At 71.7% G+C, this 25,642-nt stretch carries 22 protein-coding genes; 10 read left to right on the top strand and 12 right to left on the bottom strand.

Going from position 1 to position 25,642, the window contains the following annotated elements:
- Window positions 1-319: hypothetical protein (locus GVL03_RS13645; RefSeq protein ID WP_200847179.1), on the top strand; the 319-nt coding region annotated here is incomplete at its 5' end.
- A gap of 16 nt (window positions 320-335) precedes the next feature.
- On the opposite strand, the gene GVL03_RS13640 is transcribed toward GVL03_RS13645, so the two are convergent.
- Window positions 336-743 (bottom strand): helix-turn-helix transcriptional regulator, encoded by a 408-nt coding sequence (locus GVL03_RS13640; RefSeq protein WP_159501553.1) that lies wholly within the window; start codon window positions 741-743, stop codon window positions 336-338.
- Window positions 744-829: 86 nt separating this feature from the next.
- On the opposite strand from GVL03_RS13640, the gene GVL03_RS13635 reads away from it, so the two are divergent.
- Both GVL03_RS13635 and GVL03_RS13630 read left to right on the top strand, forming a co-directional pair.
- On the top strand, window positions 830-2,272 hold the full coding sequence (locus GVL03_RS13635; RefSeq protein ID WP_159501552.1) for a TrkH family potassium uptake protein: 1,443 nt from the start codon (window positions 830-832) through the stop codon (window positions 2,270-2,272).
- Window positions 2,265-2,936, top strand: a complete 672-nt coding sequence (locus GVL03_RS13630) for a TrkA family potassium uptake protein (RefSeq protein ID WP_159501551.1) — start codon at window positions 2,265-2,267, stop codon at window positions 2,934-2,936. Before GVL03_RS13635 ends, GVL03_RS13630 begins: the two co-directional genes overlap by 8 nt.
- Before the next feature lie 103 nt (window positions 2,937-3,039).
- Here GVL03_RS13630 and GVL03_RS13625 read toward each other — a convergent pair whose 3' ends face one another.
- Together GVL03_RS13625 and proC are read right to left on the bottom strand one after the other, a co-directional pair.
- Window positions 3,040-3,519, bottom strand: coding sequence for a hypothetical protein (locus GVL03_RS13625; protein WP_159501550.1), 480 nt, complete (start codon window positions 3,517-3,519; stop codon window positions 3,040-3,042).
- Window positions 3,520-3,685: 166 nt separating this feature from the next.
- On the bottom strand, window positions 3,686-4,516 hold the full coding sequence (proC, locus tag GVL03_RS13620; RefSeq protein WP_159501549.1) for a pyrroline-5-carboxylate reductase: 831 nt from the start codon (window positions 4,514-4,516) through the stop codon (window positions 3,686-3,688).
- Window positions 4,517-4,606: 90 nt separating this feature from the next.
- Here proC and GVL03_RS13615 point away from each other — a divergent pair, with 90 nt between their 5' ends.
- The 3 genes from GVL03_RS13615 to GVL03_RS13605 are packed head-to-tail and all read left to right on the top strand — an operon-like array spanning window position 4,607 to window position 7,629.
- The gene (locus GVL03_RS13615; RefSeq protein ID WP_159501548.1) at window positions 4,607-5,734 is read left to right on the top strand and encodes an alpha/beta hydrolase; all 1,128 of its coding nucleotides are present in this window, start codon (window positions 4,607-4,609) and stop codon (window positions 5,732-5,734) included.
- Between the two features lie 5 nt (window positions 5,735-5,739).
- Window positions 5,740-6,696: a cation diffusion facilitator family transporter gene (locus GVL03_RS13610; protein WP_159501547.1), complete on the top strand. Its 957-nt coding sequence runs from the start codon at window positions 5,740-5,742 to the stop codon at window positions 6,694-6,696.
- 3 nt (window positions 6,697-6,699) lie between these two features.
- On the top strand, window positions 6,700-7,629 hold the full coding sequence (locus GVL03_RS13605; protein WP_159501546.1) for an LLM class F420-dependent oxidoreductase: 930 nt from the start codon (window positions 6,700-6,702) through the stop codon (window positions 7,627-7,629).
- Between the two features lie 213 nt (window positions 7,630-7,842).
- Here the strand turns inward: GVL03_RS13605 and tadA are convergent, their stop codons facing one another.
- Entirely contained in the window at window positions 7,843-8,310 is a 468-nt protein-coding gene (gene tadA / locus GVL03_RS13600) for a tRNA adenosine(34) deaminase TadA (protein WP_235038166.1), read from the bottom strand.
- Between the two features lie 35 nt (window positions 8,311-8,345).
- On the opposite strand from tadA, the gene upp reads away from it, so the two are divergent.
- Window positions 8,346-8,978 (top strand): uracil phosphoribosyltransferase, encoded by a 633-nt coding sequence (gene upp / locus GVL03_RS13595; RefSeq protein WP_159501545.1) that lies wholly within the window; start codon window positions 8,346-8,348, stop codon window positions 8,976-8,978.
- 122 nt (window positions 8,979-9,100) lie between these two features.
- On the opposite strand, the gene GVL03_RS13590 is transcribed toward upp, so the two are convergent.
- Together GVL03_RS13590 and GVL03_RS13585 are read right to left on the bottom strand one after the other, a co-directional pair.
- Window positions 9,101-10,105: a magnesium and cobalt transport protein CorA gene (locus GVL03_RS13590; RefSeq protein WP_159501544.1), complete on the bottom strand. Its 1,005-nt coding sequence runs from the start codon at window positions 10,103-10,105 to the stop codon at window positions 9,101-9,103.
- A 271-nt stretch (window positions 10,106-10,376) separates the two neighbouring features.
- Entirely contained in the window at window positions 10,377-13,952 is a 3,576-nt protein-coding gene (locus GVL03_RS13585; protein ID WP_159501543.1) for a bifunctional RecB family nuclease/DEAD/DEAH box helicase, read from the bottom strand.
- A gap of 92 nt (window positions 13,953-14,044) precedes the next feature.
- Here GVL03_RS13585 and GVL03_RS13580 point away from each other — a divergent pair, with 92 nt between their 5' ends.
- Window positions 14,045-16,102, top strand: coding sequence for an NAD(+) synthase (locus tag GVL03_RS13580; RefSeq protein ID WP_159501542.1), 2,058 nt, complete (start codon window positions 14,045-14,047; stop codon window positions 16,100-16,102).
- A gap of 450 nt (window positions 16,103-16,552) precedes the next feature.
- On the opposite strand, the gene GVL03_RS13575 is transcribed toward GVL03_RS13580, so the two are convergent.
- Window positions 16,553-17,137, bottom strand: a complete 585-nt coding sequence (locus GVL03_RS13575; protein WP_159501541.1) for a hypothetical protein — start codon at window positions 17,135-17,137, stop codon at window positions 16,553-16,555.
- Window positions 17,138-17,324: 187 nt separating this feature from the next.
- Here GVL03_RS13575 and GVL03_RS13570 point away from each other — a divergent pair, with 187 nt between their 5' ends.
- Both GVL03_RS13570 and GVL03_RS13565 read left to right on the top strand, forming a co-directional pair.
- On the top strand, window positions 17,325-18,275 hold the full coding sequence (locus GVL03_RS13570; RefSeq protein ID WP_159501540.1) for an aldo/keto reductase: 951 nt from the start codon (window positions 17,325-17,327) through the stop codon (window positions 18,273-18,275).
- A gap of 201 nt (window positions 18,276-18,476) precedes the next feature.
- Window positions 18,477-18,641 carry a hypothetical protein gene (locus GVL03_RS13565; protein ID WP_159501539.1) on the top strand — a complete coding sequence of 55 codons (165 nt, stop codon included), beginning with the start codon at window positions 18,477-18,479 and terminating at the stop codon, window positions 18,639-18,641.
- Between the two features lie 41 nt (window positions 18,642-18,682).
- Here the strand turns inward: GVL03_RS13565 and GVL03_RS13560 are convergent, their stop codons facing one another.
- The 5 genes from GVL03_RS13560 to GVL03_RS13540 form a co-directional block, all read right to left on the bottom strand.
- The gene (locus tag GVL03_RS13560; protein WP_159501538.1) at window positions 18,683-19,525 is read right to left on the bottom strand and encodes a universal stress protein; all 843 of its coding nucleotides are present in this window, start codon (window positions 19,523-19,525) and stop codon (window positions 18,683-18,685) included.
- A 254-nt stretch (window positions 19,526-19,779) separates the two neighbouring features.
- Complete coding sequence (locus GVL03_RS13555) at window positions 19,780-21,291, bottom strand: MFS transporter (RefSeq protein ID WP_159501537.1); 1,512 nt, start codon at window positions 21,289-21,291, stop codon at window positions 19,780-19,782.
- Window positions 21,291-21,473 carry a hypothetical protein gene (locus GVL03_RS13550; RefSeq protein WP_159501536.1) on the bottom strand — a complete coding sequence of 61 codons (183 nt, stop codon included), beginning with the start codon at window positions 21,471-21,473 and terminating at the stop codon, window positions 21,291-21,293. The genes GVL03_RS13555 and GVL03_RS13550 overlap by 1 nt, the downstream gene beginning before the upstream one ends.
- A gap of 9 nt (window positions 21,474-21,482) precedes the next feature.
- A complete protein-coding gene (locus GVL03_RS13545; RefSeq protein ID WP_159501535.1) occupies window positions 21,483-24,452 on the bottom strand; it encodes an AAA family ATPase in 2,970 nt (989 codons plus the stop codon).
- Window positions 24,449-25,618, bottom strand: a complete 1,170-nt coding sequence (locus GVL03_RS13540) for an exonuclease SbcCD subunit D (RefSeq protein ID WP_159501534.1) — start codon at window positions 25,616-25,618, stop codon at window positions 24,449-24,451. The genes GVL03_RS13545 and GVL03_RS13540 overlap by 4 nt, the downstream gene beginning before the upstream one ends.
- Between the last annotated feature and the right edge of the window lie 24 nt (window positions 25,619-25,642).

Raw genomic sequence — 25,642 nt, 5'->3', positions numbered from 1 at the left:
GGACGGAAGCGCGCCGTCCCCCGTGTCGACGGCGCCGGCCCAGGAGAAGCCGCGGCGACGGCGCGGACTCGTGATCGGCGGCATCGTCGCGGCAGGCGTGCTCGCCCTCGGCCTCTCGTTCGGGGGCGGCGTCGCCACCGGGTGGGCGCTCGGGCAGGGGACGGGCCAGAGTCAGTTCCAGCCGGGCGAGTTCCCGGGCGACGGCGGACCGCAGATGGGTCCGGGAGGCGGCGCCGACGACGGCGGAACGCCGCCCACCCGGCCCGACGACGGCTCGGGCACCGACACCGACAGCAGCGACACCGACAGCGGCACCTGACGACGGGCGTCGACGGTCAGCGCCCGGGGATCCTGCCCAGCGCGACGGTCACCGCGCGGCCGACGGAGGCGGCGGCGCGGCCGACGACCTCGGCCGCGTGCGCCGCGGGCTCCGGAAGGGCGGAGACGTAGGCGGCGCCCGCATCCGACTCGTCCTCGAGGAACGGGATCAGCCACGCGTCGATCTCGTCGAGCGGAGCCGGCGACAGGGAGTAGTAGCGGTGCTGCCCCTCCTCGCGGACCGAGACCAGCTCGACGTCGCGGAGGACCTTCAGGTGCTTCGACACGGTGGGCTGGCTGACGCCGAGCTCCTGCACGATGTGGGAGACGCTCGTGCCCTGCTCCCCGGAGACGGAACGATCCAGAAGAAGACGCAGGATGTCGCGCCGGGTCGCGTCCGCGATCACGCCGAAGATATCCGCCATGCGCCTTAGGTTAGTCGGGTGCCGAGCGGAGTACCATGACACGCGTTCGGGTCGTTGACCTGCTGCATGCGTGAAAGGGGCCTCGGATGACGTCCGAATCCGCGAGGTTGTCCTCGCGGCGTCGGATCGCGGCATCCCTCGAACGGCTCCGCGACGGATCGCGGACGTTCGCGACGTCGTCTCCGGCGCGGTTCGCGGTGCTGATCTTCTCGTCGCTCATCCTGGTGTTCACCGCGCTCCTGTCGCTGCCCGCCGCCGCGGCCGACGGAAGGGCGACCCCGCTCGCCGACGCGCTCTTCACGGCCGTGTCGACCATCTGCGTCACGGGACTGTCGACCGTCAACATGGGCGAGCACTGGTCGCCGCTCGGCCACGTCTTCATCTACATCGGCGTCAACGTCGGCGCCCTCGGCGTGCTGACACTCGCCTCGATCCTCGGGATGATCATCTCGAAGCGCCTGGGCCTGCGCGCAAAGCTCATCGCCGCCGGCGACTCGAACCCGCTCCGCATGCACGGCGGACCGGTGAACGAGGGTCAGACCGTGCGGCTCGGCGAGGTCGGACAGCTGCTGCGGACGGTCGCGCTCTCGACGCTCGTGATCGAGGCGGGGCTCGCCGTGCTGCTGTATCCCTCGCTGCTGCTGGGCGGGGTGCATCCGCTCACCGCCCTCTGGGAGGCCCCCTACTTCGCGGCGATGTCGTTCACGAACACCGGGTTCAGCCCCAACGCCGACGGCCTCGCCCCCTTCGCGAACGACTACGTGTTCATGACGGTGCTGATGATCGGGGTGTTCCTGGGATCGATCGGATTCCCGGTGATCTTCACGCTGTGGCGGCACCAGTGGCACGTGCGGCACTGGTCGCTGCACACGAAGCTCACCCTCATCACCACCGTCGTGCTGTTCTTCGCCGGGGCGATCGTGTTCGTCACGCTCGAGTACGACAACCCGCTGACCTTCGGCGGCATGGACACCTGGGACACCGCCTTCCAATCGCTGTTCCTGTCCGCCATGACGCGCTCCGGCGGGTTCTCGGTCATCGACGTCGGAGATCTGCACGGGTCGTCGCTGCTGGTGGGGGCGATGCTCATGTTCGTCGGCGGCGGATCCGCCTCCACGGCCGGCGGCATCAAGGTGACCACCCTCGCCGTGCTCGCCCTCGCCGTCTTCTCCGAGGCGAAGGGGCGCCCCGCGGTGCAGGCCTTCGGCCGCCGCATCCCGAGCGACGTCCAGCGCGTGGCCCTCTCGGTCGTCGCCTGGGGCGCCACGATCGTCGCGCTATCGACGATCACGATCGCGCAGATCACGAAGGCGCCCGTCGACGAGGTGCTCTTCGAGGTCGTCTCGGGGTTCGCCACGGCGGGACTGTCGACCGGCCTGACCGGCGAGCTGCCGGACCCCGCCGTCTATGTGCTGGCCGCCACGATGTTCATGGGCCGCGTTGGTACAGTGACACTCGCCGCCGCGGTGGCCGCGTCGTCACACTCGCAGCTGTACTCGATGCCCGTCGAAAGGCCGATCGTTGGTTGAGAAGCTCCGCACCGATGCGCCGGTGCTCGTGATCGGTCTCGGTCGGTTCGGGGCGGCGTGCGCCGGCGAGCTCGACCGTCTCGACCGCGAGGTGCTCGCGATCGACGCGAGCCTCGACCTCGTGCAGAAGTGGTCCGAGCGCGTCACCCACACCGTGCAGGCCGACGCCCGCAACTTCGAGGCCCTCAAGCAGATCGGCGCGCAGGACTTCCAGGTCGCCGTCGTCGCGGTGGGATCCTCGATCGAGGCGTCGGTGCTCATCACCGCGAACCTGGTCGACCTCAAGGTGCCGCAGATCTGGGCGAAGGCGGTGTCGCAGTCGCACGGCAAGATCCTCGCCAGGGTCGGGGCGAACCACGTGATCTACCCCGAACGCGAGGCCGGCGAGCGCGTCGCGCACCTCGTCAGCGGCCGGATGCTGGACTTCATCCGGTTCGACGACGACTTCGTGCTCGCGAAGATGTATCCGCCGAAGTTCATCCGCGGGATCGGGCTCAACGAGTCGGGCGTGCGCACGAAGTACCGGGTGACGGTCGTGGGCGTGAAGAGCCCGGGAAAGCCCTTCCGCTACGCGGAGGCGGACACCGTCGTCACCAACCACGACCTGATCATCGTCTCGGGCACCAACAGCGACATCGAGCGCTTCTCCTCCCTCGACCGCTGAGGCCGGGCGCGCCGCGGCCCTCACTCGAGAAGACCACGGAGCCAGCCGCTCAGAGCCGCTGCGGGTGCGCAGAATCAGGTCACGCGCCTGAGCAGGAACGTCCTCATCCGCCGAACAGCCGCGCGAAGAAGCCCTTGTGCCTCGACCAGCCGGCCGCGGCGAGCGCGTCGGTCACGGGACGCTTCACCTCGTCGGTCGTGAACGACCACCCGAAGCTCTGACCCCGTGTGGTCCCGTGGCGGTCGGTCTGCTCGGCGTCGACGGCCCAGTTCTTCGAGAACGAGACCGTCTTCCGGTAGCCGCGGAACCGCGTGGACTCGAACGACAGCCCGCCCGGTCCGATGGTGGCCTCGGTGCTGGTCGAACGCTCCTGGAACCGCCAGGTCGAGGTCGCCGGGTCGAGCACGACGCGCAGCTCGTAGTCCCGGTCGATCGTTCCCGCGGCGAGCACATTGCTCCATCGCGCGTCGACGTACTTCCAGCGCGCGACGACGCCGTCCGGCGTCGGTTCGTACACGAACGGGAGGTCGTCGGAGTTCAGTGCGAGGATGCGCTGCTGTGCCTGCGCGAACGAGTCGGCCATCAGCGCAGTGTACCGATGCGTCGACCGAGCGGACCGGCTACCGCACCGACCGAACGCACCTCCCGATGGAGATCCCGCGAGACGTCACGAATGCTCGGCGGTCGGCGCTGGGAGGCAGCATCCGTGAAGTCTCGCGCCGGCGTGAGGCGGTCAAGCTAGGGCGCGCTCACGCGCCGGCCGCCAGCTCCTTCGTTCGCACGAGCGCCGCATCCGTCGCGCGCGCGAACACCTCGTCGAGACGCGCCTCCTGCAGTACCTCGATCGCTTTCTCCGTCGTGCCCTTCGGGCTCGTCACGCGCCGGCGCAGCTCTGCGGGGTCCTCGCCGGATGCAGCGAGCAGAGCTGCCGCGCCGATGAAGGTCTGCTCCGCCAGCACCCGCGCCTCGTCCTCGGCGAAGCCCTTGCCGATGGCGGCCTTCGTGAGCTCCTCGATCAGCAGGAACACATAGGCCGGCCCCGAGCCGGAGATCGTCGACAGCGCGTCGATCCGCTCCTCCGGCACCTCGAGCACCGTGCCGACGGTCTCGAACACGCCACGGGCGGCGGCGACCGCATCCGCCCCGGCGTTCGTGCCGGCGGCGAGCCCGGTCACCGCCTTGCCCACGACCGCCGGAGTGTTCGGCATCGACCGCAGCACGACCGCATCCGGGCCGAGGATCCGCTCGAACGTCGCGATCGTGACGCCCGCGGCGAGGCTGACGACGATCGCCCCGGCGCGCAGGTGCGGACCGATCTCGGCGAGGAGGTCGGGAACCATCGCGGGCTTCACCCCGATCAGCACGACATCGGCGGATGCGGCGGCACGAGCGTTGCCCGCGGGCTCGTCCTCGAGCGCGATGCTCGTGACGCCGGCGAGATCGGCGAGCGCGGCCGCCTTCGCCCGGGTGCGGTTGGTCACGGTGACCCCGCCCGCCCGGCCGGAGGAGACGACGCCGTGCAGGATGGCGCCACCCATGGAACCGGCGCCGAGGATCGCGATCGTGGGAAGAGAGCTCATTTCTCCAACCTACGCCCCGGCTCTTCACGGCCCCGAGGTCTATCATCGACAACGCCGGGGCACGGCAGCCTCTCCGGCGGAGGATCGGACATGACGGAACCCACCACAGACCTGCTCGAGGGCATCACGGCCCGCAGCGTGGAGACGCCGCGTCTCAGCGTCAACATCCTGGAGCGCGAGGGCGACGACCCCGCCACCCCGTCCGAGCAGACCGTGGTGCTCGTGCACGGCAACGTGTCGTCCGCGCTCTTCTGGCAGGAGCTGATGCAGGATCTGCCGAGCGACCTCCGGGTCATCGCTGTGGACCTCCGCGGCTTCGGCGCGACCGAGAGCCTGCCGATCGACGCGACCCGTGGCGTGCGCGACTTCAGCGACGACCTGCACGCGACCCTCGATGCCCTCGGCATCCCGGTGGCGCATCTGGTGGGCTGGGCGCTGGGCGGCGGCGTCGTCATGCAGTACGCGCTCGACCACCCGGTGCTCTCGCTCATGCTCCAGGCGCCGGTCTCGCCGCACGGCTTCGGCGGCACCCGCCGCGACGGCTCCCGCCTCACCGCCGACGACGCGGGCACCGGCGGCGGCAGCGCGAACCCCGACTTCGTCCAGCGCCTGAACGACCACGACACCTCGGATGCGGCCGAGACGTCGCCGCGGAACGTGTTCCGGTCGAGCTACGTGTCGTCCGCCTACTCGAGCGGGAACGAGGACCTCTGGGTCCGGTCGATGCTCACGACCTCGACGGCGCCCGGAAACTACCCGGGCGACAGCCTGCCGAGCGAGAGCTGGCCGGGCTTCGGCGCGGGTGCCACGGGCATCCTGAACACTCTGGCGCCGCGCTACTTCGATACCTCCGGGATCGTCGACCTCGACCCGAAGCCGCCGATCCTGTGGGTGCACGGCGACCTCGACGCGATCGTGTCCGACGCGTCGTTCTTCGACCTCAACCACCTCGGCGCGCTCGGCATCGTGCCCGGCTGGCCGGGTGCCGACGTGGCGCCCGCGCAGGAGATGGTCTCGCAGACCCGCGACGTGCTCGACGCCTACGCCGCCCGCGGCGGCCACGTGCACGAGCTGCTCCTGGAGGGGGCCGGTCACGCAGCGCACCTGGAGCGTCCCGCCGAGGTGCGCCACGCGCTCCTCGAGGCGATCGGCTACATCGGTCCGGCGCAGCATCCGGCCCCGCCCACCGAGACCATCATCCTGCGTTCCGCGGACTGACGGGCATGAGCACATCGGGCGGCGGCAAGGCCATCCTGGCGGCCTTCCTCGCGAACCTCGGCATCGCGATCGCGAAGTTCGTCGCGTGGCTCCTCTCCGGATCCGCGTCGATGCTCGCCGAGGCGATCCACTCGGTCGCCGACTCGGGCAACCAGCTGCTGCTGATGCTCGGCGGGCGCAAGGCACGCCGTCGCGCCGACAGCGAGCATCCGTTCGGCTACGGCCGTGAGCGCTACGTCTACGCCTTCGTCGTCGCGATCATCCTGTTCTCGGTCGGCGGCCTCTTCTCGATCTACGAGGGCGTCGACAAGCTCACCCATCCGCACGAGCTCGAGAACGTGTGGATCCCGATCGGGGTGCTGGTGGTCGCGATCGGGCTCGAGTCGTTCTCGCTGCGCACCGCGGTGAAGGAGTCGAATCTCGTCCGCAAGCCCGGCGAGGGCTGGGTCGCGTTCATCCGCCACGCGAAGGCGCCCGAGCTGCCGGTCGTGCTGCTCGAGGACATCGCCGCCCTCACGGGGCTCACGTTCGCCCTCCTCGGTGTCGGGCTCAGCGCGATCACCGGCAACTCGGTGTTCGACGCGATCGGGACGCTCATGATCGGGACGCTGCTGGTCCTGGTCGCAATCACCCTCGGCATCGAGACGAAGAGCCTTCTCGTCGGCGAGGGGGCGAGCGACGCGGACCACCGCGCGATCGTCGCCGCGATCGCCGCCGGCGACGAGGGCGCGCGCCTCATCCACATCAAGACGCTGTACCTCGGACCCGACGAGCTGCTCGTGGCCGCGAAGCTCGGCTTCGACGGGGACCGCACGCTCGGCGAGGTCGCCGCGGACATCGACGCGGTGGAGACGCGCGTGCGCGCCGCCGTGCCGATCGCCCGCGCGATCTATCTCGAGCCCGACGTCTTCCGACCGGATGCGGCGTCCGCATCCCCGAGCGCACCGGAAGCGAGCCGCTGAGCGATGGAGTATTGCGTCTTCACCGAGCCCCAGCAGGGGTTCTCGTACGACGATCAGCGGGCGTTCGCGCAGCTCGCCGAGCGACTCGGGTTCACCGGGTTCTTCCGCTCCGACCACTACCTGCGGATGGGGCCAGGCGATCCGCTTCCCGGCCCCACCGACGCGTGGACGACTCTGGCGGGCCTCGCGCGGGAGACCTCCCGCATCCGGCTCGGCACCCTCGTCTCGTCGGTCACGTATCGCGTGCCGGGCGTGCTCGCGGTGCAGGTCGCGCAGGTCGACGCGATGTCGGGCGGACGCGTGGAGCTCGGGCTCGGCACGGGCTGGTTCGAGGCCGAGCACCGGGCCTACGGCATCCCGTTCCCGCCGAAGCGGTTCGATCTGCTCGAGGAGCAGCTGGAGCTCGTCACGGGTCTCTGGGGCGCCCCGGTCGGCGACACGTACTCCTTCGAGGGCGCCCACCACCGGCTGGAGGATGCCCCGGCGCTCCCCAAGCCCGTGCAGGAGCGGGTGCCGGTCATCGTGGGCGGCGGCGGCCCGCGACGCACCCCGGCGATCGCCGCGCGGTTCGCGACGGAGTTCAACATCGGCTTCCAGCCCGAGGAGGTCGTCGCGGAGAAGTTCGCCGTCGTCCGGGCCGCGTGCGAGGCGATCGACCGCGACCCCGCGTCGCTGAAGCTCTCGGTCGCGCTGCCGACGCTCGCCGGGGAGACGGATGCGGACCTCGAGCGTCGGGCTGCGGCGATCGGGCAGGATCTCGCGGAGTTCCGGGGCGGGACGAACATCATCGGCGGCGTCGACGCGATCGCCTCGAAGGTCGGGCGGCTGCGCGATCTCGGCGCGGAGCGCGTCTACTTCCAGCTCATGGACCTGCGCGATCTCGACCAGCTCGAGTACCTCGGCGCCGAGGTGCTCCCCCACCTTCCCCGCTGATGCGACCGTCTCCCCCACTCGGTCCCTGAGCAAGAGTCCCGCTCGGTCCCTGAGCGAGGAGCGCAGCGACGAGACGAAGGGGCGCGGTGCTCACCGTCCGCCCTCGCGCTTCGTCTCGCTTCGCTCGCTCAGCGACCGGACTCCCGCCACCTCACGGAGTGCCCCGCGGCAGCGCTGGCCCGGGGCGCACCCGGCCGTGCAGCCGCCTTCCGCTCAGCGGCGGGCGTCGAAGAACGCCCGGAGCAGGGCGGACGCCTCGGGCTCGCGCACGCCCGCGACCACCTCGACCCGGTGCGGCAGGCGCCGGTCGCGCACCAGGTCGTGCACCGAGCCCGCCGCGCCCGCCTTGTCGTCCCACGCGCCGTAGACGAGCCGCGACACGCGTGACTGGAGAACGGCGCCCGCGCACATGACGCAGGGCTCGAGGGTCACCACGAGCGTGCAGCGGTCGAGGTTCCAGGAGCCGAGCGCCGCCGCCGCGCGGCGCAGGGCGACGACCTCGGCGTGGGCCGTCGGATCCCCCGTGGCCTCGCGCTCGTTCCGGCCTTCGCCGACGATGCGGCCGGCCGCATCCGTCACGACCGCGCCGACCGGCACGTCGCCGGCTGCCCCGGCCTGCGCGGCGAGCACGAGCGCACGATCCATCGCCGCGGCGTCGGGGGCGGCGACCGGCAGGCTCATCGTTCCAGGCTAGCCGGGTACCGTAGCCTGGGAGCATGCGCCTGCACGTCGCGGACCATCCGCTCATCACCCACAAGCTCACGGTCCTGCGCGACGAGTCGACGCCGTCGCCGGTGTTCCGTCAGCTGACCGAGGAGCTCGTCACGCTCCTCGCCTACGAAGCCACCCGCAGCGTGCGCGTCGAGCCGTCCGAGATCCGGACTCCCGTGACCACGACGACAGGCGTGAAGATCAGCGAGCCCCGCCCACTCGTGGTGCCGATCCTGCGCGCGGGCCTCGGCATGCTCGAGGGCATGGTCAAGCTCCTCCCCACCGCCGAGGTCGGATTCCTCGGGATGGTGCGCAACGAGGAGACCCTCGAGCCCACGACGTACGCCGAGCGCCTGCCCGACGACCTGAGCGACCGGCAGTGCTTCGTGCTCGACCCGATGCTCGCGACCGGAGGATCGCTGGGAGCTGCGATCGAGTTCCTCTTCGCCCGCGGTGCGCAGGACGTCACGGCGATCTGCCTGCTCGGCGCCCCCGAGGGCGTCGCCGCGATCGAGAAGCAGGTCGGCGACCGCGACGTCACGCTGGTGCTCGGCGCGCTCGACGAGAAGCTCAACGAGCGGGGCTACATCGTGCCCGGCCTCGGCGACGCCGGCGACCGGCTGTACGGCACCGTCTGACCCGGGTCGGGTCTCGCCGGCGCGTGTCTCACTTGTGCACGTGCGCGGCGCGTTCGACCTGCACAACCGAGACACGGATGCTGCCCGGATGAGACACGGCAGCGACGGCGACACGAGAGGCGTCAGAGCCACCTCTTCTTCTTGAAGATGAGGAACAGCCCCGCCGCGAAGGCGAGCATCGCGAGCACCGCCATCGGATAGCCGAAGGTCCAGTGCAGCTCGGGCATGTGATCGAAGTTCATGCCGTAGATCGTGCCGATGAGCCCCGGCGCGAAGATGATCGCGGCCCACGACGAGATCTTCTTGATCTCGTCGTTCTGCGCGAGGCTCGCCTCGGTCTGCCGGCGCGCGACGAGGGCCGAATGCACGGTGAGGGCCTTGTCGAGAAGCGCCCGGAAGCCCTCGATGCGGTCGCCGACGCGGATGACGTGGTCGTGCACGTCGCGGAGGTTGCGCTGCAGCTCCAGGTCGACGCCGTACTTGCCGTACCCGCGCTGAAGCCATTCGAGCACCGCGTTCAGCGGCTGGACCGCCCGGCCGAAGCGGATCACCTCGCCGAACAGCTCGTAGATGCGGCGCGACAGGGCGTCGTCGTCGCTCACGCCGAAGAGCTGATCCTCGATCTCGTCGATGTCGTTCTCGATGCCGGCGACGACCGGCTCGTACTCGTCGACGACCCGGTCGAGCACCGCGTAGAGAATCGCCTCCGGACCGAGCGCGAGAAGCTCCGGCTGCGTCTCGAGACGATGACGCACCGCCGCGAGATTGGGGGACTCGGCATGCCGGATGGTGATCACGAAGTCGGGCCCGACGAACAGGTGCAGCTCGCCGAAGTCGACCTCCTCGCGGTCGTCGTCGTAGTGCGCGGGACGCAGCACGACGAAGAGCGTGTCACCGTACCGCTCGACCTTCGAGCGCTGGTGCCCCTGCCGCGCATCCTCGATCGCGAGGGGGTGCAGGTCGAACTCGGCGGCGACGGAGTCGAGCTCGTCGGGACTCGGGCGATACAGCCCGATCCACGCGAGGCCGTCGCGGGCCTCCATGAGCTCATAGGTCTCGTCGAGGCTCGCGGGGCTCTCGACCCGGTGTCCGTCGACGTAGATGGCGTTGTCGATGAGAGGAGCCATGTCTGGTCCGATCTGTGGGGAGTGGGCGGGCATGCGGAAGCCACAGCGCGCCGCTCGCTCGGATCAGTTCCGAAGCATGTCGACGGTGCGCGCCGTGGCGTGCGGACTATCGTCGGCCATGGCCATCACCGCCTTTCCTGGATCGTCTCGCGGTCTGTCTCCCTAGAGAGAGGGGGCCGCCGCCAGGGCGAGCCCAAAGCGAGAGTGTAGACCACCCCGCCGCCCAGACCGTGAACCGGAGTGGACGAGGCTCTGCACGGGCTGGGCGAGGTCAGGCCCCGCCGAGGACGTCCGCGTCATCGGCGCCCACCAGTCGGGCGAATGCGCTCAGCCGGGCGACTCCGTCAGGCGTGCGTGGCAGATCGTCGAGCAATCCGGGCGAGTACACGACGTAGGCGGCGAACTGGGCCCGCGAGATCGCGACGTTCAGCCGGTTCTGCAGCAGCAGGAACTCCAGGCCGCGCGGAGCGTCGCGGCCCGACGACGCCGCCAGCGAGACGATCGCGACGACGGCCTCCTGCCCCTGGAAGCGGTCGACCGTGCCCACTCGCACGCCGTCGATCCCCGCGGCGAGGAGTGCCTCCTCGACCTCCACCTGCTGCGCGTTGTAAGGGGTGACCACGATGATGTCGGAAGCCGTCAGCTCACGTTCCGGCAGCGTCTGCAGCTCGCCATCCCGCTCGTCGGAAAAGGTCCACGAGCGACCGATCATGTCGCGCACGACGCGCACGACCTCCGCCGCCTCCTCCGGAGAGGCCACGGCGTTGCCGCGGTGCGCGACCGGCACCGGATGGACGCCGGGCGTCACCCCCTCGAGCGTGCGAAGCGCCGTGCACGGCGCCGAGGCGAGCTCGCCCGCGTACGAGAGCAGCGAGACGGGGCGCGCGACATCCGGATGCATCCGCCACGACCGGGAGAGGAACGTGCCGTACTCGCGGGGAAGCACGGGCTCGTCGCCCATCACCCACCCGAGCGCGGATGTGTCGACCGGCTCCGGATGCGTGCCCTGACTCACCTGCGGCAGCTGCTGGGGATCGCCCAGCAGCAGCAGGCGCTGAGCCGCGACGGACACGGCGATCGTCGAGGCGAGCGAGAACTGCCCGGCCTCGTCGACGACGAGGAGGTCGAGGCTGCCGCGGGGGACGCGTGCGGGATGGCTGAAGTCCCAGGCGGTGCCGCCGACGACGAACCCGCCGGGGCGTTCCTCGGCGAACGCCGCGATGCCGTTCTTCTCGATCGCGGTGAACGAGACGGTGCCGGCCGCATCCGGATCCTTCAGCGCCTTGCCGACGAACGCCTTCGGCACCCCGGCGGCCACCACGCGATCGAGCATGTGCTCGACGACCGCGTGCGACTGCGCGACGACCCCGACGCGGTAGCCGTGCTCTCGCACGAGCCGGGCGATGATGCGCGAGCCGACATAGGTCTTTCCCGTTCCGGGCGGTCCCTGCACGGCGAGATAGCTGTGATCGAGGGCGAGGATGCTGCGCGCGATGGCCATGACGTCGTCGCCGTCCGAGACCGCGAGACCCGAGCCGGTCGTGCGCGGGGGCACGCGCCGCAGGATGTCGGTGGCCGGATCGTCGGGGAACCCGGGCGCCGCGTCGAGCACGCGATCGGCCCAGAGATCGATCGCCGTCTGCTGATTGCCGGCCGACGGCGGCGCGCCCGGGGTCAGCGCGAAAGGGAGCTCGCGCCAGGTCTCGGCGCCTGCGGCGAGCTCCTCGACGATCGCGCCGTCCTCGAGCACCTCGACGACACGCACGGTGCGCGCCGCGTGGATCCATCGTGGCGACGGGTCGGAGGGGAACGGCGCCGGAAGCGGATACAGCACGAACGGCTGGCCGCCCACCGACAGCCGGGTGCCCGGAGCGGGATCGCCGCGCAGCTCGATGCGCCGCCGGAGCGACCGGGCACGTCCCTCCCCCGCGCGCCAGTCCTCGACCACGCGGCACCGGTCGGGGTCGAGCACGACGACGTCGCGGGTGTCCTCCCAGATCGACGCCGGTTCGCGCAGCCGCAGGAAGTGGGTCGCCCAGAACGTCTTCGCCTCGCGCGGGTAGTAGTCGATCGCGGCCGCTGCGAGCCGCAGGGCGACGGTGTCCGCGTCCGCCCCGGGGTCGCGGCCGGAGACCCGCGCGCGCTCGGCGGCCTCGTCAGCGCGGCGGTCGAGCATCAGCGACCGCGGCGACGCCTCGTAGACGAACTCGCCGGCGGAGGGATCTCCCGCGGGGAGGAGTCCCGCCTCCCGTGCGCGATCGACGAGCCAGTCCCGCAGCCGCAGCGTCGAGACGCAGTCGTCGCGGTTGTACTCGGCGAGGTCGTCGAGGATCGCCTGCGCCGCCGTCTCGTCGCCCGCATCGCGGAGCACGCGCGCCTCGACGTAGCGGACGATGGAGTCGTCGCCGCGCTGCACCTCGCTCGTGCGCAGGTCGTCGCCCATGTAGAGCGGCTCGAGCTTCTTGATCGAGTACGACCGCGAGCCCACCCGCAGCGCCCGGCGCACCACGGGATAGAGGTCGACGAACAGCCCGTCGCGCAGCATCCGGTCGATCTCGGCCTCGCGCGTGCCGTAGCGCGCGGCCATCGCGAGCAGATGCGTCGGCTCGTACGGCGCGTAGTGGTAGATGTGCATGCCCGGGTGCTCGCGCCGGCGCAGCTCGACGATGTCGACGAACGTCTCGAACGTCTCGCGCTCGTCGGCGAAGCCGTGCGCCCAGAGCGCGGTGTACTGCTCGCGCGCATCGACCCAGCCGAACAGGTAGTCGATCCCCCAGTCGCCGGTCGCACCCTCGGTGTAGAGCGGATCGCCCTCGAAGTCGAAGAAGAGGTCCCCCGGGTCGCGGCGGGGAAGGGCTCCGAGAGCCTGCGGCAGCACGACCTCGTAGCTCGGCGCGGCGGGCGGCGCGTCGCCGTCCGCGGACGGCACTCCGGCGGGGCTCTGCAGCTGCAGCCTCGCCTGTGTGCGGAGGGAGCCGAACACCTCGGCGCTCATCCGCTCGGGCGGCGTGACGCCCTCGGCGAGCTCGTCGATCGTGCGGATGCCGGCCCGGCGCAGGCGCTCCCGCTGCACCGGGCGCATCCCCGCCACCAGCAGCAGATCCCGGGTCGCGACCACCTCGGCCTCGCACGTCGCGCATCGCCCGCACGCCACCACCTGCAGGTCGCCGCGGCCGTCGCCCCAGGCGATCGGCTCGCCCGTCGCCCCCGCCGCCAGGTCGCGGTCGGCGACGAGCGCGGCCAGCCTCCGGCGACGCAGCGCGTAGACCGGGGTGAGGTCGTCGACGCGGTGCACGCTGACGCTGCCGTCGCCGAGCAGCAGCTCCACGCGCTCCGAGCGCGGCACCGCGAGACGGTCGAGCTGATCGGCGTATGCCGCCAGCTGCATGAGCGCCGTCACCCGCGCATGACGGGCGAGCTTGGTGTCCTGCACGACCCATGCGCCGGCGTCGTCGCGGACGAGGAAGTCGGCGAACCCGACGAAGTCCCGGGTCTGGAAGGCGGCCTGGTACACCACGACCGCGGCCGGATCGGCCAGCGCCGCCTCGGTCGCGGCGAGCGCCGCCGCCATCCCCCGCTCGTCCGCCGACCGCGCCTCGGGGATCTCGACCACTCCCGCCCCGTGCACCTCGCGGTAGCGGGCGAGCACGTCGAGCTCGTGGCGCGTGCCGAGGCGGGCGGCGCGCTCGAGCATGAGGTCTTCGGGGTCGGGCACGGCCGGGACGCGGCCGAGCCGTGCATCGACCTGACGCGCCCACGCGAACTCGCACTCCGCCGCGGCCTTCAGGTCGCTCGCGCTCCAGACGATCCTGCCCGGCTGGTCACCCCGGGGCTCGATGTACCGCATCCGTTCCCTTCCGCATCCGACCCTAGCCGCGGCCTCCGACACCCTCCATCGCACGCGTCGTGCGATGGCCCGTCCCCTGTCACACTGGGGGGATGAGCACCGACCTGCCCTTCGAGAGCTCCTACCGGCACGGATTCGCCCGGATCGCCGCGTGCACCGTCCCCGTGCACATCGCGGATCCCGCCGCGAACGCCGAGGCGGTGCTCGCCGAGGCGCGCTCGCTCCACGACGACGGCGTCGCGGTCGCGGTGTTCCCCGAGCTCGCCCTCAGCGGCTACGCCATCGACGACCTGGTGCTGCAGGACCCCGTGCTGGATGCGGTCGAGCGCGCCGTCGAGCAGCTGGTCGCCGCATCCGTCGACCTCCTCCCGGTGCTCGTGGTCGGCGCACCGCTCCGCCACCGCAACCGGCTCTACAACTGCGCCGTCGTCATCCATCGCGGCGAGCTGCTCGGGGTCGCCCCGAAGTCGGCCCTCCCCACCTACCGCGAGTTCTACGAGCGGCGCTGGTACGCGCCCGGCGACGACCAGCGCGGGCAGGACATCCGGGTCGGCGCTCTGTTCGCGCCGTTCGGCCCGGATCTGCTGTTCGAGGCGCTCGACGTCGATGGGCTCGTCGTGCACGCCGAGGTGTGCGAGGACATGTGGGTGCCGGTGCCGCCCTCCTCCGAGGCTGCTCTCGCCGGCGCCACGGTGCTGCTCAACCTCAGCGGGAGCCCCATCACGATCGCCCGCGCAGACGATCGTGCGCTCCTCGCCCGCTCGCAGTCGCTGCGCTGCCTCGCGGCGTACGCGTACGCCGCGGCCGGCGTCGGCGAGTCGACCAACGACCTCTCCTGGGACGGCCAGACGTTGATCTACGAGGGCGGGCAGCTGCTCGCCGAGACCGAGCGGTTCCCCGACGGTCCGCGCTCGAGCATCGCCGACGTCGACCTCGACCGGCTGCGTCAGGACCGCCTCCGTCAGGGCACGTTCGACGACAACCGGCGCACGCTCGCCGACCGCACCGGTGCGTTCCGCACGGTGCACTTCCGCCTCGAACCCCCGGCGCGCGACATCGGGCTCCGCCGCGCGACCGACCGCTTCCCGTTCGTCCCCGACGATCCGGCTCGGCTCGCGCAGGACTGCTACGAGGCCTTCAACATCCAGGTGTCCGGCCTCGAGCAGCGGCTCACCGCCATCGGGCACCCCAAGCCGGTCATCGGCGTCTCGGGCGGCCTCGACTCCACGCACGCGCTGCTGGTGGTCGCGCGGGCGATGGACCGGATGGGGCGCCCGCGCAGCGACATCCTCGCGTACACGATGCCGGGCTTCGCGACGAGCGATCACACCCGCTCCAACGCGATCGAGCTGGCCGAGGCGATCGGGGCCACGATCGCCACGATCGACATCCGCCCGGCCGCGACCGAGATCCTCTCCGGGATCGGGCACCCCGCCGCGACCGGCGAGAAGGTCTACGACGTGACGTTCGAGAACGTCCAGGCGGGGATGCGCACCGACTTCCTGTTCCGGCTGGCGAACCGGCACGGCGGCATCGTCATCGGCACGTCCGATCTGTCCGAGCTCGCGCTCGGCTGGGCCACGTACGGCGTCGGCGACCAGATGAGCCACTACGCGGTCAACGCGGGGGTGCCGAAGACCCTGATCCAGCACCTCATCCGCTGGGTGATCGCCGAGGGCGAGGGCGTCGACGCGCGCACCGTCGCCGTGCTGCAGGAGGTGCTCGACACCGAGATCAGCCCCGAGCTCGTGCCCGCCGGCGAGGACGGCAAGGTGCAGTCGACCGAGGACTCGATCGGCCCGTACGCCCTCCACGACTTCGCGCTGTTCCACGTGCTGCGATACGGGCTGCGCCCCTCCAAGATCGCGTTCCTCGCCTCGCACGCGTGGTCGGATGCGGATGCCGGAGCCTGGCCGCCCGGCTTCCCCGCCGACGACCGCTACGCCTACGACCTCGACACGGTCGCCCGGTGGCTGCGGGTGTTCCTGCGCCGCTACTTCGGCTTCGCGCAGTTCAAGCGCAGCGCCATCCCGAACGGCCCGAAGGTCTCACCGGCGGGTTCCCTGTCGCCGCGGGGCGACTGGCGTGCGCCGAGCGACGGCAACGCCCGCGCCTGGCTCGCCGAGCTCGACGCCGCACTCCCCCGCTGACCCGAAAGTCTCCCCGCCCCGGTTCTGTTCAACAGGCGCATTGCCTGGACTTTCCCCACCCCACGGAGCGCCCCGCAGGGGCGCGGAGCAGCTGACCCGAAAGTCCTCACGCTTCGTCTCGCCGCGCTCGCTCAGCGACCGGACTCTCGCACCCCACAGAGGGTCCCGCAGGGGCCCTGAGAAGCTGACCCGAAAGTCTCCCCGGAGTGGGGAGATTTCGCTTCCTTCGTTGGTCGTCAGCGACCCCGGCCGCTGACCCGAGAGTCTCGTCTTCTCGGTCCCTGAGCGAGGAGCACAGCTCCGAGACGAAGGGGCGCGGTGCCCCGGGTTCACCGGTCGCGTCCTGCCGGTCTCGGCGACCGGTTGCGACAGGTGAGCCGGGCTCTCCCGCCCCCATCGCGCCTCGAAGGGCGTGGAGAAGCCGACCTGCCCCGCCCGCCCTCGCCGGGACTACTCCGCCGTGTCGCGGGCGTAGGCCAGGGTGATGACGAACGCGTTCCGGGACGCGTCGCGGATCGTGTAGTGCACGGCCGGGCGATCGGGCACCCAGCCGCGTCGGCCGCCCTGGTCGAGCCGCACGTGCTTCGGCTCCACCCGCGCACCGCGGCCGTCGGCGGCGAGCACGGCCTGCACGCGCGTCCAGTGCGTGATGAAGTCGAGCTCCGTCGACCCCTCCCAGAGGTGGCTGTGCGCGCGGATCGAGGCACGGGTCTCGTCATCCGGATGGAGGTCCCGCAGGTCGATCCCCACTCTCAGCGTCGGGTCGGACACCGCGACGACCGTGGCCGCCCGATACTCCGCGACCGTGACGACGAGGTCGATCTCGGAGCCCCCGACCGACGCGATGAGCCGGGTGTGATGGCCGAAGTGCGTGGGCGCCTCCCGTTCGATGCGCACGTCCGTGGCATCGATACCGAGACGCGCGCCGATGATCGCGCGGGCGAGGATGCGCTTGCGGTCGTGCGCGGTCACCGACGGATCCCAGCCCAGGCGCGCATCGATTCCAGCGGGGGTGTCCAGGAGGACGGATTCCATGCGGACCTTCCGGGTGACTGACGACGAGTTGACTGCGCCAGCCTATTCCTCGCCGCAGCCCCGTCGCCGGGGTGCAACCGTGAGAAACACCGGGAATGCGTCCGACGGGCAGGTGCTTGACTTCAGGGAACGGCTTCGGCGACTCCGGCGACGGATGCGGCAGGGCCACCGTCGACGGAAGGACATCATGACCCGCATCGGACGCAGTGACCTCGACATCTTCCCGCTCTCGCTCGGCGGCAACGTGTTCGGCTGGACCGCAGACCGCGACGCCTCGTTCGCGATCCTCGACGCGTTCCACGCCGGCGGGGGGAACTTCATCGACACCGCGGACTCGTACAGCGCCTGGGCTCCGGGGCACAGCGGCGGCGAGAGCGAGACGATCATCGGCGAATGGCTCGCGGCCAGAAAGCCCGAAAACGTCGTCGTGGCCACGAAGGTGAGCCAGCATCCCGATTTCAAGGGACTGTCCGCGACCAATGTGCGCGCCGCCGCCGAGGCCTCGCTCACACGGCTCGGCGTCGAGTCGATCGACCTGTACTACGCGCACTTCGACGACGCCGAGACCCCGCTCGAAGAGACGGTCACCGCGTTCGGCGACCTCGTCACCGACGGCCTCGTGCGCTACGTCGCGGTCTCGAACTACACCGCCGCCCGCATCCGTTCCTGGATCGAGCTCGCCCAGGCCGGCGGCAGCGACCTTCCGGTCGCGATCCAGCCGCACTACAACCTCGTGCATCGCAACGACGTCGAGGAGTCGATCGTCCCGGTCGCCGAGGAGTTCGACCTGTCGCTCGTGCCGTACTACGGTCTGGCCGCCGGCTTCCTCACCGGCAAGTACCGTTCGACGGATGCGGTGAGCCAGGCGTCTCCGCGCGCCAAGGGCGCGGCGAAGTACGCCACGCCCCAGGGCCTGCGCATCATCGACGCGCTCGAGGGGATCGGCGCGGCCCACGGCGCATCGATCGCCGCGACCGCGCTGGCGTGGCTCCGGGCACAGCCCGCCGTCGCGGCTCCCATCGCGAGCGCGTCGAAGGTCGAGCAGGTGGACGATCTGCTCACGAGCGCCCGCATCGAGCTGACCGCCGAGGAGATCGCCGCGCTCGACCGCGTCTCGACCTGGACGCCCGCCTCCTGACCGGTCGCCCTCGCGACACCCGCCCGCTCACCGCTCACCGTTCACCGTTCACCCGCGAGACTGCAGCGGGGCGCCGAGACAGCGGGGTAACCCCACCGTCTCGGCGCCCACGTGCAGTCTCGCGGCCCCGAGCACGGCGCGGGAGGGCGACCGCCGTGAGGCTCACCCCTCGGCCACTGTCGCCTCGGCTACTGTCGAGGGGTGAGCTTTCTCGGCAGTGGATCCGGCGGCGGCACCGATGGCGGGCCCGGCAACGACCCCAAGAAGCCGTCGCCCGCACGTGTCGGCATCTGGCTCGTGGTGGGCGCCGTCGGCGTCTACATGCTGGCCTCGGGCGTGATCGGCATCGTCTCCGGCGGCGGCTGAGCCGCCCTTCCGGCGCCGGGGTGCTCGGTACGCCTGGGTCCTCAGCGCACCACGGCCGTCGTCGTCACGAGGCGGGTGAGCACCTCCTGGCTGATCGATCCGAGCAGGAACCGGCCCACCGCGCCCCGGCCGTGCGTGCCCACCACCGCCAAGCGCGCTGTCGCGGCGTGCCGGTTGATCACCTGCGACGGGTATCCGCGCTCGGCATGACGCTCGACCTGAAGGTCCGGATAGAGGCCGGCGATCCCGGCCAGGGACAGCGCGAGCGACTCCTCGGCGAGCGCCTGCATGTTGGTCAGGTACACCTCCGACCGCACCGTCGCGCCGTGCAGATGCGCCGTCAGCGGCGTCCACACGCACACCGCGATCAACGGCTCTCCGAACCTGTCGGCCTCCTGCGCCGCGAAGGCGAGCGCGCGCTCCGACACCTCCGATCCGTCCACCCCCACCACGATGCCGCGGCGGTCGCCGAGGTCGACGTCCGGCACGACGACGACCGGAGACGAGGCGGCCGCCGCGATCCGGATGCCGTGCACGCCACGAGCCGGACCCGCGTCGGGGCCGCGGTAGTCGCTGCCGATCACGAGCAGCGCAGCGTTCTTCGAGGCCTCCAGGAGCACCGACACCGGATCGCCGGTCTCGACGCGACCGGACGCCTGGATACCTGCGTCCGATGCGCGGCGCACGTGCTCATCGAGCCGTTCCCGAGTGTCCCGGATGGCCGCCTCGAGGACGTCCTTCTCTCCCACGACACCGACGGCGCCTCCGACGACGCTCACGAGCTCCATCCCCAGCCGGCGTTCGACCGCCCGCCCGATCGCCCAGTCCACCGCGCGTCGCGACACCGGGGATTCCGATACTCCGACAACGATCGTCTCACTCATGATCCGCTCCCTCTCCACTCCGGGCTCTTCCCGCTCCACTCCGGACACTTCCACGCTAGGCGAGGCGGGTCCTTGCCCGCCACGGATCGCCGCAACCGTCAGCCGCCGACCCGTGCCGCATCCGCGTCCTCGTACGCCGACGCCGAGCATCCGCCGATCGCCTCTCATCGACCGGGGTCGCTGACGACCAACGAAGGAAGCGAAAGTCCGGTCGCTGAGCGAGCGCAGCGAGACGAAGCGTGAGTACTTTCGCTTCAGGAAGAGGCGTCGGAGAGCCGCTGGGAACGACGACGGGCCGAGAGGTCCACGACCGAGACGACGAACGCGATCGCGACGGCGACGCCCGCCGACACCATGCCGAAGCCGTACGCGTCGTGGAACACGACGGCATCGGCCACGTCGCCCTGCTCGCGGTACACCGTCGCGTAGAACAGCGCCAGCGCGATCGCGGTGCCGACGGCCGTGCCGATCCGCTGGCCGAGCTGTCCGACCGAGCCTGCGAGACCGCCCTCGCGCACCGGGATGTCGGCGAGGGTGAGTGTCTGGTTCGGCGAGATCACGAGACCGCCGCCGAGACCGCCGACGACCATGACACCGGCCATGACGTACGGCGTCGCCGCATCCGGCACGTACAGCGCCGTGGCGACGAGGCCGGCCACGCACAGCAGCACGAGCGCGAGTCCCCACACGACGATCGGCCTTCCATAGCGCCCGACCAGCACCCCGCCGACCCACGAGGACACGGCGCTGGCGAGCGCGAACCCGATCGTGACCATACCGGCGAACACCGGCTCGATGTGCAGGCCCCCCTGCAGGTACAGCGTCGTCAGCAGGAAGATCGACGGCATCGCGGCAAAGTAGGCCGCCTGCAGCACGGTGCCGTTGCGGTACGACGCGACGCGGAACAACGCGAGCGGGATGAGCGGCTGCTTTCCCCGCGCCGCGTAGCGACGCTCCCAGGCGATGAAGGCCGCGGCGACGAGCACGAACACGACCAGCAGCCACCAGCGCCGCGGGTCGTCGTCCGGCGAGCCCGTCGTGAACAGGAACGGCCACATCAGCGCCAGCACCGTGAGCCCGAACAGCACCACGCCCACCGGGTCGAGGGCGAGCGGGCGGCGGGAACGGGTGCGGGTCGCCGGCAGCACCCACGCCGCCAGCGCGATCGCCGCCAATCCCAACGGCAGGTTCATCCAGAAGATCCACCGCCAGCCGTCGCTCGAGCCGCCGAGTGCGATCATGAGGCCGCCGAGGGTGGGCCCGACGGCCGTGGCCACTCCGATCGTCGCACCGAACAGCCCGAACGCCCGGCCGCGCTCCTTGCCCTGGAACAGCTGCTGGATGAGCCCCAGCACCTGCGGCATCTGGGTGCCCGCGGCCATGCCCTGAACGAGACGGGCGATGAGCAGCACGGTGACGTTGGGCGCGAGGGCGCACACGACGCTCGCCAGGGTGAACGCCGACAGACCGATGAGGAACAGCATGCGCCGCGACCGCTGGTCGCCGATGCGCCCCATCGGCACGAGGAACAGGCCGAAGGTGAGCACGTAGCCCGAGACGATCAGCTGCAGTTCGGTCGAACCCGCCTCGAACGCGGTCTCGATCGAGGGCAGCGCGACGTTGACCTTCGACAGGTCGAGGATTGTGATGCCCGCGACCGCGACGCAGACCCAGAACGCCCGCCACCGGCGCGCCGGGGTGAGCGGGATGTCGGTCGTGATCGGGTGCGCCGCCGTCCTCGGCCGCTTCTCGGGGCCCTCGGCCATCACGCCTCGTCGTGCCGGGCGAAGACCGACCGCAGGACGAAGAACACGACGACGGCGACGATCGCCACGAGGAACAGCTTGAAGAAGAAGGCGAGCACCGAGAAGAGGATGTTCACGAGGATCCATCCGATCACGACAGCCGCGACGACGCCGAGCACGGTCCACAGAGTGTTCTTGGTCACGTGTCCACCCTACGGCCGGCGGATGACGCTCGGCCCCTGCTGGGTGGCTTCGACGAGCAGTTGTGCAGGGAGCTGCTCCTTCATCGCCTCGACGTGGCTGATCACCCCGACCGTGCGCCCGCCCGCCCGCAGCTCGTCCAGGGCGCGCATCGCGAACTCGAGGGTCTCGGCGTCGAGCGATCCGAAGCCCTCGTCGACGAACAGCGTGTCGAGCCGGATGCCGCCGGCGCGGTTCGTGACCACCTCGGCGAGTCCCAGCGCCAGCGCCAGCGAGGCGAGGAAGGTCTCGCCCCCGGAGAGCGATTGGGGTGGCCGGGAGTGGCCGGTGTGCGCGTCGTGCACGTCGATCCCGAGACCGGATGCGGCGCCCCGCGCGGCCAGCGAATCGGTGTGGTGCAGCGTGTAGCGACCGGACGACATCTCTTCCAGACGCACGTTGGCGGCGGCCACGATCTCTTCGAGCTCGGCCGCGAGCACGAACGTCTCGAGCGTCATCCGCTTGGTGTTCGGCGTGCGCCCCTGCAGGGTGTCGGCGAGCCGCGCGACCGCCGCCGCGTCGTCGGCGAGCCCGGCGAGCTCCGCGTAGGCGGCATCGGTGCGCTCCACGAGGTCGCGCAGGCGCTCGGCGGTCGCCTGAGCGACGCTGAGCGCCGCGATGGCGCGCGATCGTGCGGCATCCGCCTCTGTCCGAGCCTGCTCCGCGGCGTCGACGTCCACGAGCTCCTCGGGGGCGCCCGCGAGCTCCAGCTGGAGCTCCAGCGCCCGAGCCCGCACCACGGCGAGATCACGCTCATGCGCCTCGACCCGTTCGCGCAGCCCCTGCACCGTGGCGGCAGGCAACAGCGCCCCGGCCACGTCGTCCTCGTCGGCGAAGTCCGATGCGCCCACCCGCTCGGCGAAGTCACGCGCCGCCGCGGTGGCCGCGGCCGCCGCGGTCGCCCGCGCGCGTTGCGCATCGCGCAGAGCACGCGCCCGGCCACGCCGTTCCGTGGTCTCACGCACCCGATCGGCGACGCTCTCGTATGCACCGCGGGCGGCGACCACCGTCGTTCGCAGCGTCTCGGCCGTCACGGCGGCGCGGGCGGCCGACTCGCGCGTCGCCGCGACCTCGGCGACCAGGCTCTCGCGCTCGCGCGCCGCCGCCTCGTCGAGGTCGACCAGCGCGGAGCGGCGCGCCAGGAGTCCGACCCGCTCCCGCTCGGCGGACTCGGCCTCGGCGACGGCCTCGTCCGCCGCGGCCGCCTGCGCCTCGAGGACGTCGAGACCGTCGCCGCCGGCACGGGCGACGAGGCCGGCGTGCTCCGCCCGCCGCGCTCGCGCCTCGTCGCCGGCTCGGCGCTCGGCGGCCACCGCCTCCTCACGGGCGCGCTCGGCCGCGGTGATCATCTCGTCGGTCACGGGGGCGTCGGTGGGCGTCGCCGGATGCGGATGCGCCGTGGCACCGCACACCGCGCACGGCTCCCCCTCGATCAGGGCCGCCGCGAGCTCGCCCGCGTGCCCTGCGAGCCGACGCTGCAGGAGCGTGGTGAGCGCTGAGCCGGCCCGCGCCGACGCATCGACGGCTGCGGCGTATGCGCCGTCGGCGGCCGCCGCGAGCGGCGCGAGCCCAGTCGCAGCGCGAGCCGCCTCGACGCGCTCCCGCACGCCGTCCCGCGTCGCGCGCAGGGCGTGCAGGGCGCCTGCCGCCCCCTGCACGCGATCGAGCTCACGGCCGAGGGCCTCGAGCTCGTCCGGCACGGCCGCCCGTCGCGCATCGAGGGCAGCGAGGGCGGTCTCCTGAACGATGACGCGTTCGCGCACGGCTTCGTGGTCGGCATCCGCCGCAGCCAGCTCGCGCTCGGCCTCCTCGGCCGCCCGCCAGCGGGCGAGGTCGCCGGTGAGCTCGTCGTCGAGCCGGTCGAGATCCGCGGCCGGATCGTCGCCGCTCTCCGTCCACGCCTCGCTCGCCGTCGCCTCGGTCGCGCTCGCCTCCGCGAGCGCGACCTGCGCCCGAGTGGCGGCGTCCCACGGCGCTCGCAGCGCCTCGGCGGCGGTCGCCCGGGCGATCCGGGCGCGATCGGCGGCGATCTCGTCCGCCACGGCCTCGAGATCGGTCAGGCGCGAGGCGGCCGCGGCACGCGCCAGCTGTGCCGCGCGCAACGCGCTCACCCTCGCGTGCTCAGAGGTCGCGGCATCGACCGCGGCCTCTGCGGCGGCCCGCTCCTGAGTGCGGGCCTCGACGCGATACTCCGCCCGCTGCACCCCGACGACGGCCCCGTCGAGCCGACTGCGGAGGTCGCCGGCGGGGGCTGAATCGGCCTGCAGACCGTGCTCCGCGACGAGCCGTTCCGCCTCGGCGAGCAGGCTATCGGCGCCGACGCCGCGTTCTCGGACGAGCTGCTGCGCGCTCTTGCGACGTTCGTCGAGGGCGCGCGCATAGTCCTCGTAGCGGCGTGTGCCGAAGAGGGTGCGCAGCAGCGCCTGACGTTCGTCGTTCCTCGCGAGGAGGAATCTCGAGAACTTGTTCTGGGCCAGCAGGATCACCTGCTGGAACTGCTGCAGGTTCAGGCCGAGGACCCCATCGAGCACCTCCGCCACGTCGCGCGGCTTTCCGGCACGGCCCACCCAGCCGCCGTCGACGAGCTCGTACAGCTCGGCGCGCGCGGACTCGAGCGTCATCCCGTCGCCGCGCAGCTTCGGACGCGCGTACTCCGGAGCGCGCACCACACGCCAGCGCGACCCGCCGACGGTGAACTCCAACCGCACCTCTGTCGGGTCGTCGGGCCCGCAATGGTCGCTTCGCAGACGCCGGTCTGCGCCGTCGTAGCGGGGCACGTTGCCGTACAGCGCGAAGCAGACCCCGTCGAGCACGCTGGACTTGCCGGCACCGGTACGCCCCGAGATCAAGAAGATGCCGTCAGCGTCGAAGTCGTCGAAGTCGACCGTCTGCGCCTGCCGGAACGGGCCGAAGCCGGTGAGCTCCAGCCGGTGCAGCTTCACGGCTGGGCCTCGGCGAGCACCTTCTCGATCGGGCGGTCGTCGGCGACGAGGTCGGCGATCAGCTCGCGCTCGCGCACGCTCGCCCCCTCGCCCTCGCGCACGTGTACGAGGAACGCCTCGACGAGCTCGCGATCGCTGCGAGCCGCCCGAACGCGGTCGACGTAGCTGCGGGAGTCGGCGGGTCGCGCCACCGCCGGAGCGTGACCGACGGTCGCGCAGAACGGGAAGCGCTCCTGCAGCCGGCGCATCGCATCGCGCTGCGGAAGGGCGTCGGTGTACTCGACGCTCACCCAGGCGTCTTCGGCGGCGGCGTACGCCTCGTCGGTCAGCAGCTCGTCGAACGGAGCACGCAGCACCTCGAGCCGGCGCGGCACCGGCAGATCGAGCCAGGTGACCTCCGACAGACCCTCGGCATCGAGGTCGACGATCCACGAGCCGCGCCGACGCCCCTTCTCGCCGAAGCTGTAGTGCAGCGGTGCCCCGGCGTAGCGCACCCGGTGCGAGAGCCGCTGGCGACCGTGGATGTGGCCGAGCGCCACATAGTCGGGTCCGTCGAACGTCCCGAGCGGCACGACGTCGAGATCGCCCTGACGGATCTCGCGCTCGACGCCCGGAGTCGCCTCGATGCCCGCCGCGAAGCAGTGCGCGACCGCCACGGATCGGCCGCCCCTGGTCGCGAGGTCGGCGCGGACGAGATCCATCGCGTGCGCCAGGGTCTGCGCCTGCGTGCGCAGCTCCACGCCCTCCCACAGATGCCGCACGCGCGCGGGCTCGAGGTAGGGGATGCCGTAGACGTGCACGGGGCCGTCGGCATCCGTCAGCGTCAGCGGCGTGCCCACCCGGAGCGGGTCGGTGACGACGTCGATGCCGTCGCGCAGGAGCCGCGACTGGAACCCGAGCCGGGCCGCCGAGTCGTGGTTGCCGCTCGTGACGACGACGCGGGCGCCCGTGTCGGCCAGCGCCCGCAGGACGTCGGACAGCAGCGTGTAGCACTCGGCGGCGGGGGTCGCCGAGTCGAAGACGTCGCCCGCGACGATGACGACGTCGACCGCGTTCTCGCGCACCTGCACGACGAGCGCCTCGAGCACGCCGCGCAGCGCCGCGAGCGTGGAGTACCCGTGGAAGGTGCGCCCGATGTGCCAGTCGGAGGTGTGCAGGATGCGCATGTCCCCACGGTACGTCGGGCCTCC

The organism is Microbacterium sp. 18062 (assembly GCF_902706225.1).
Classification (GTDB): Bacteria; Actinomycetota; Actinomycetes; order Actinomycetales; family Microbacteriaceae; genus Microbacterium.
Note: the sequence above shows the minus strand (reverse complement) of the source record. Positions and strands in the feature narration are given on the sequence as shown.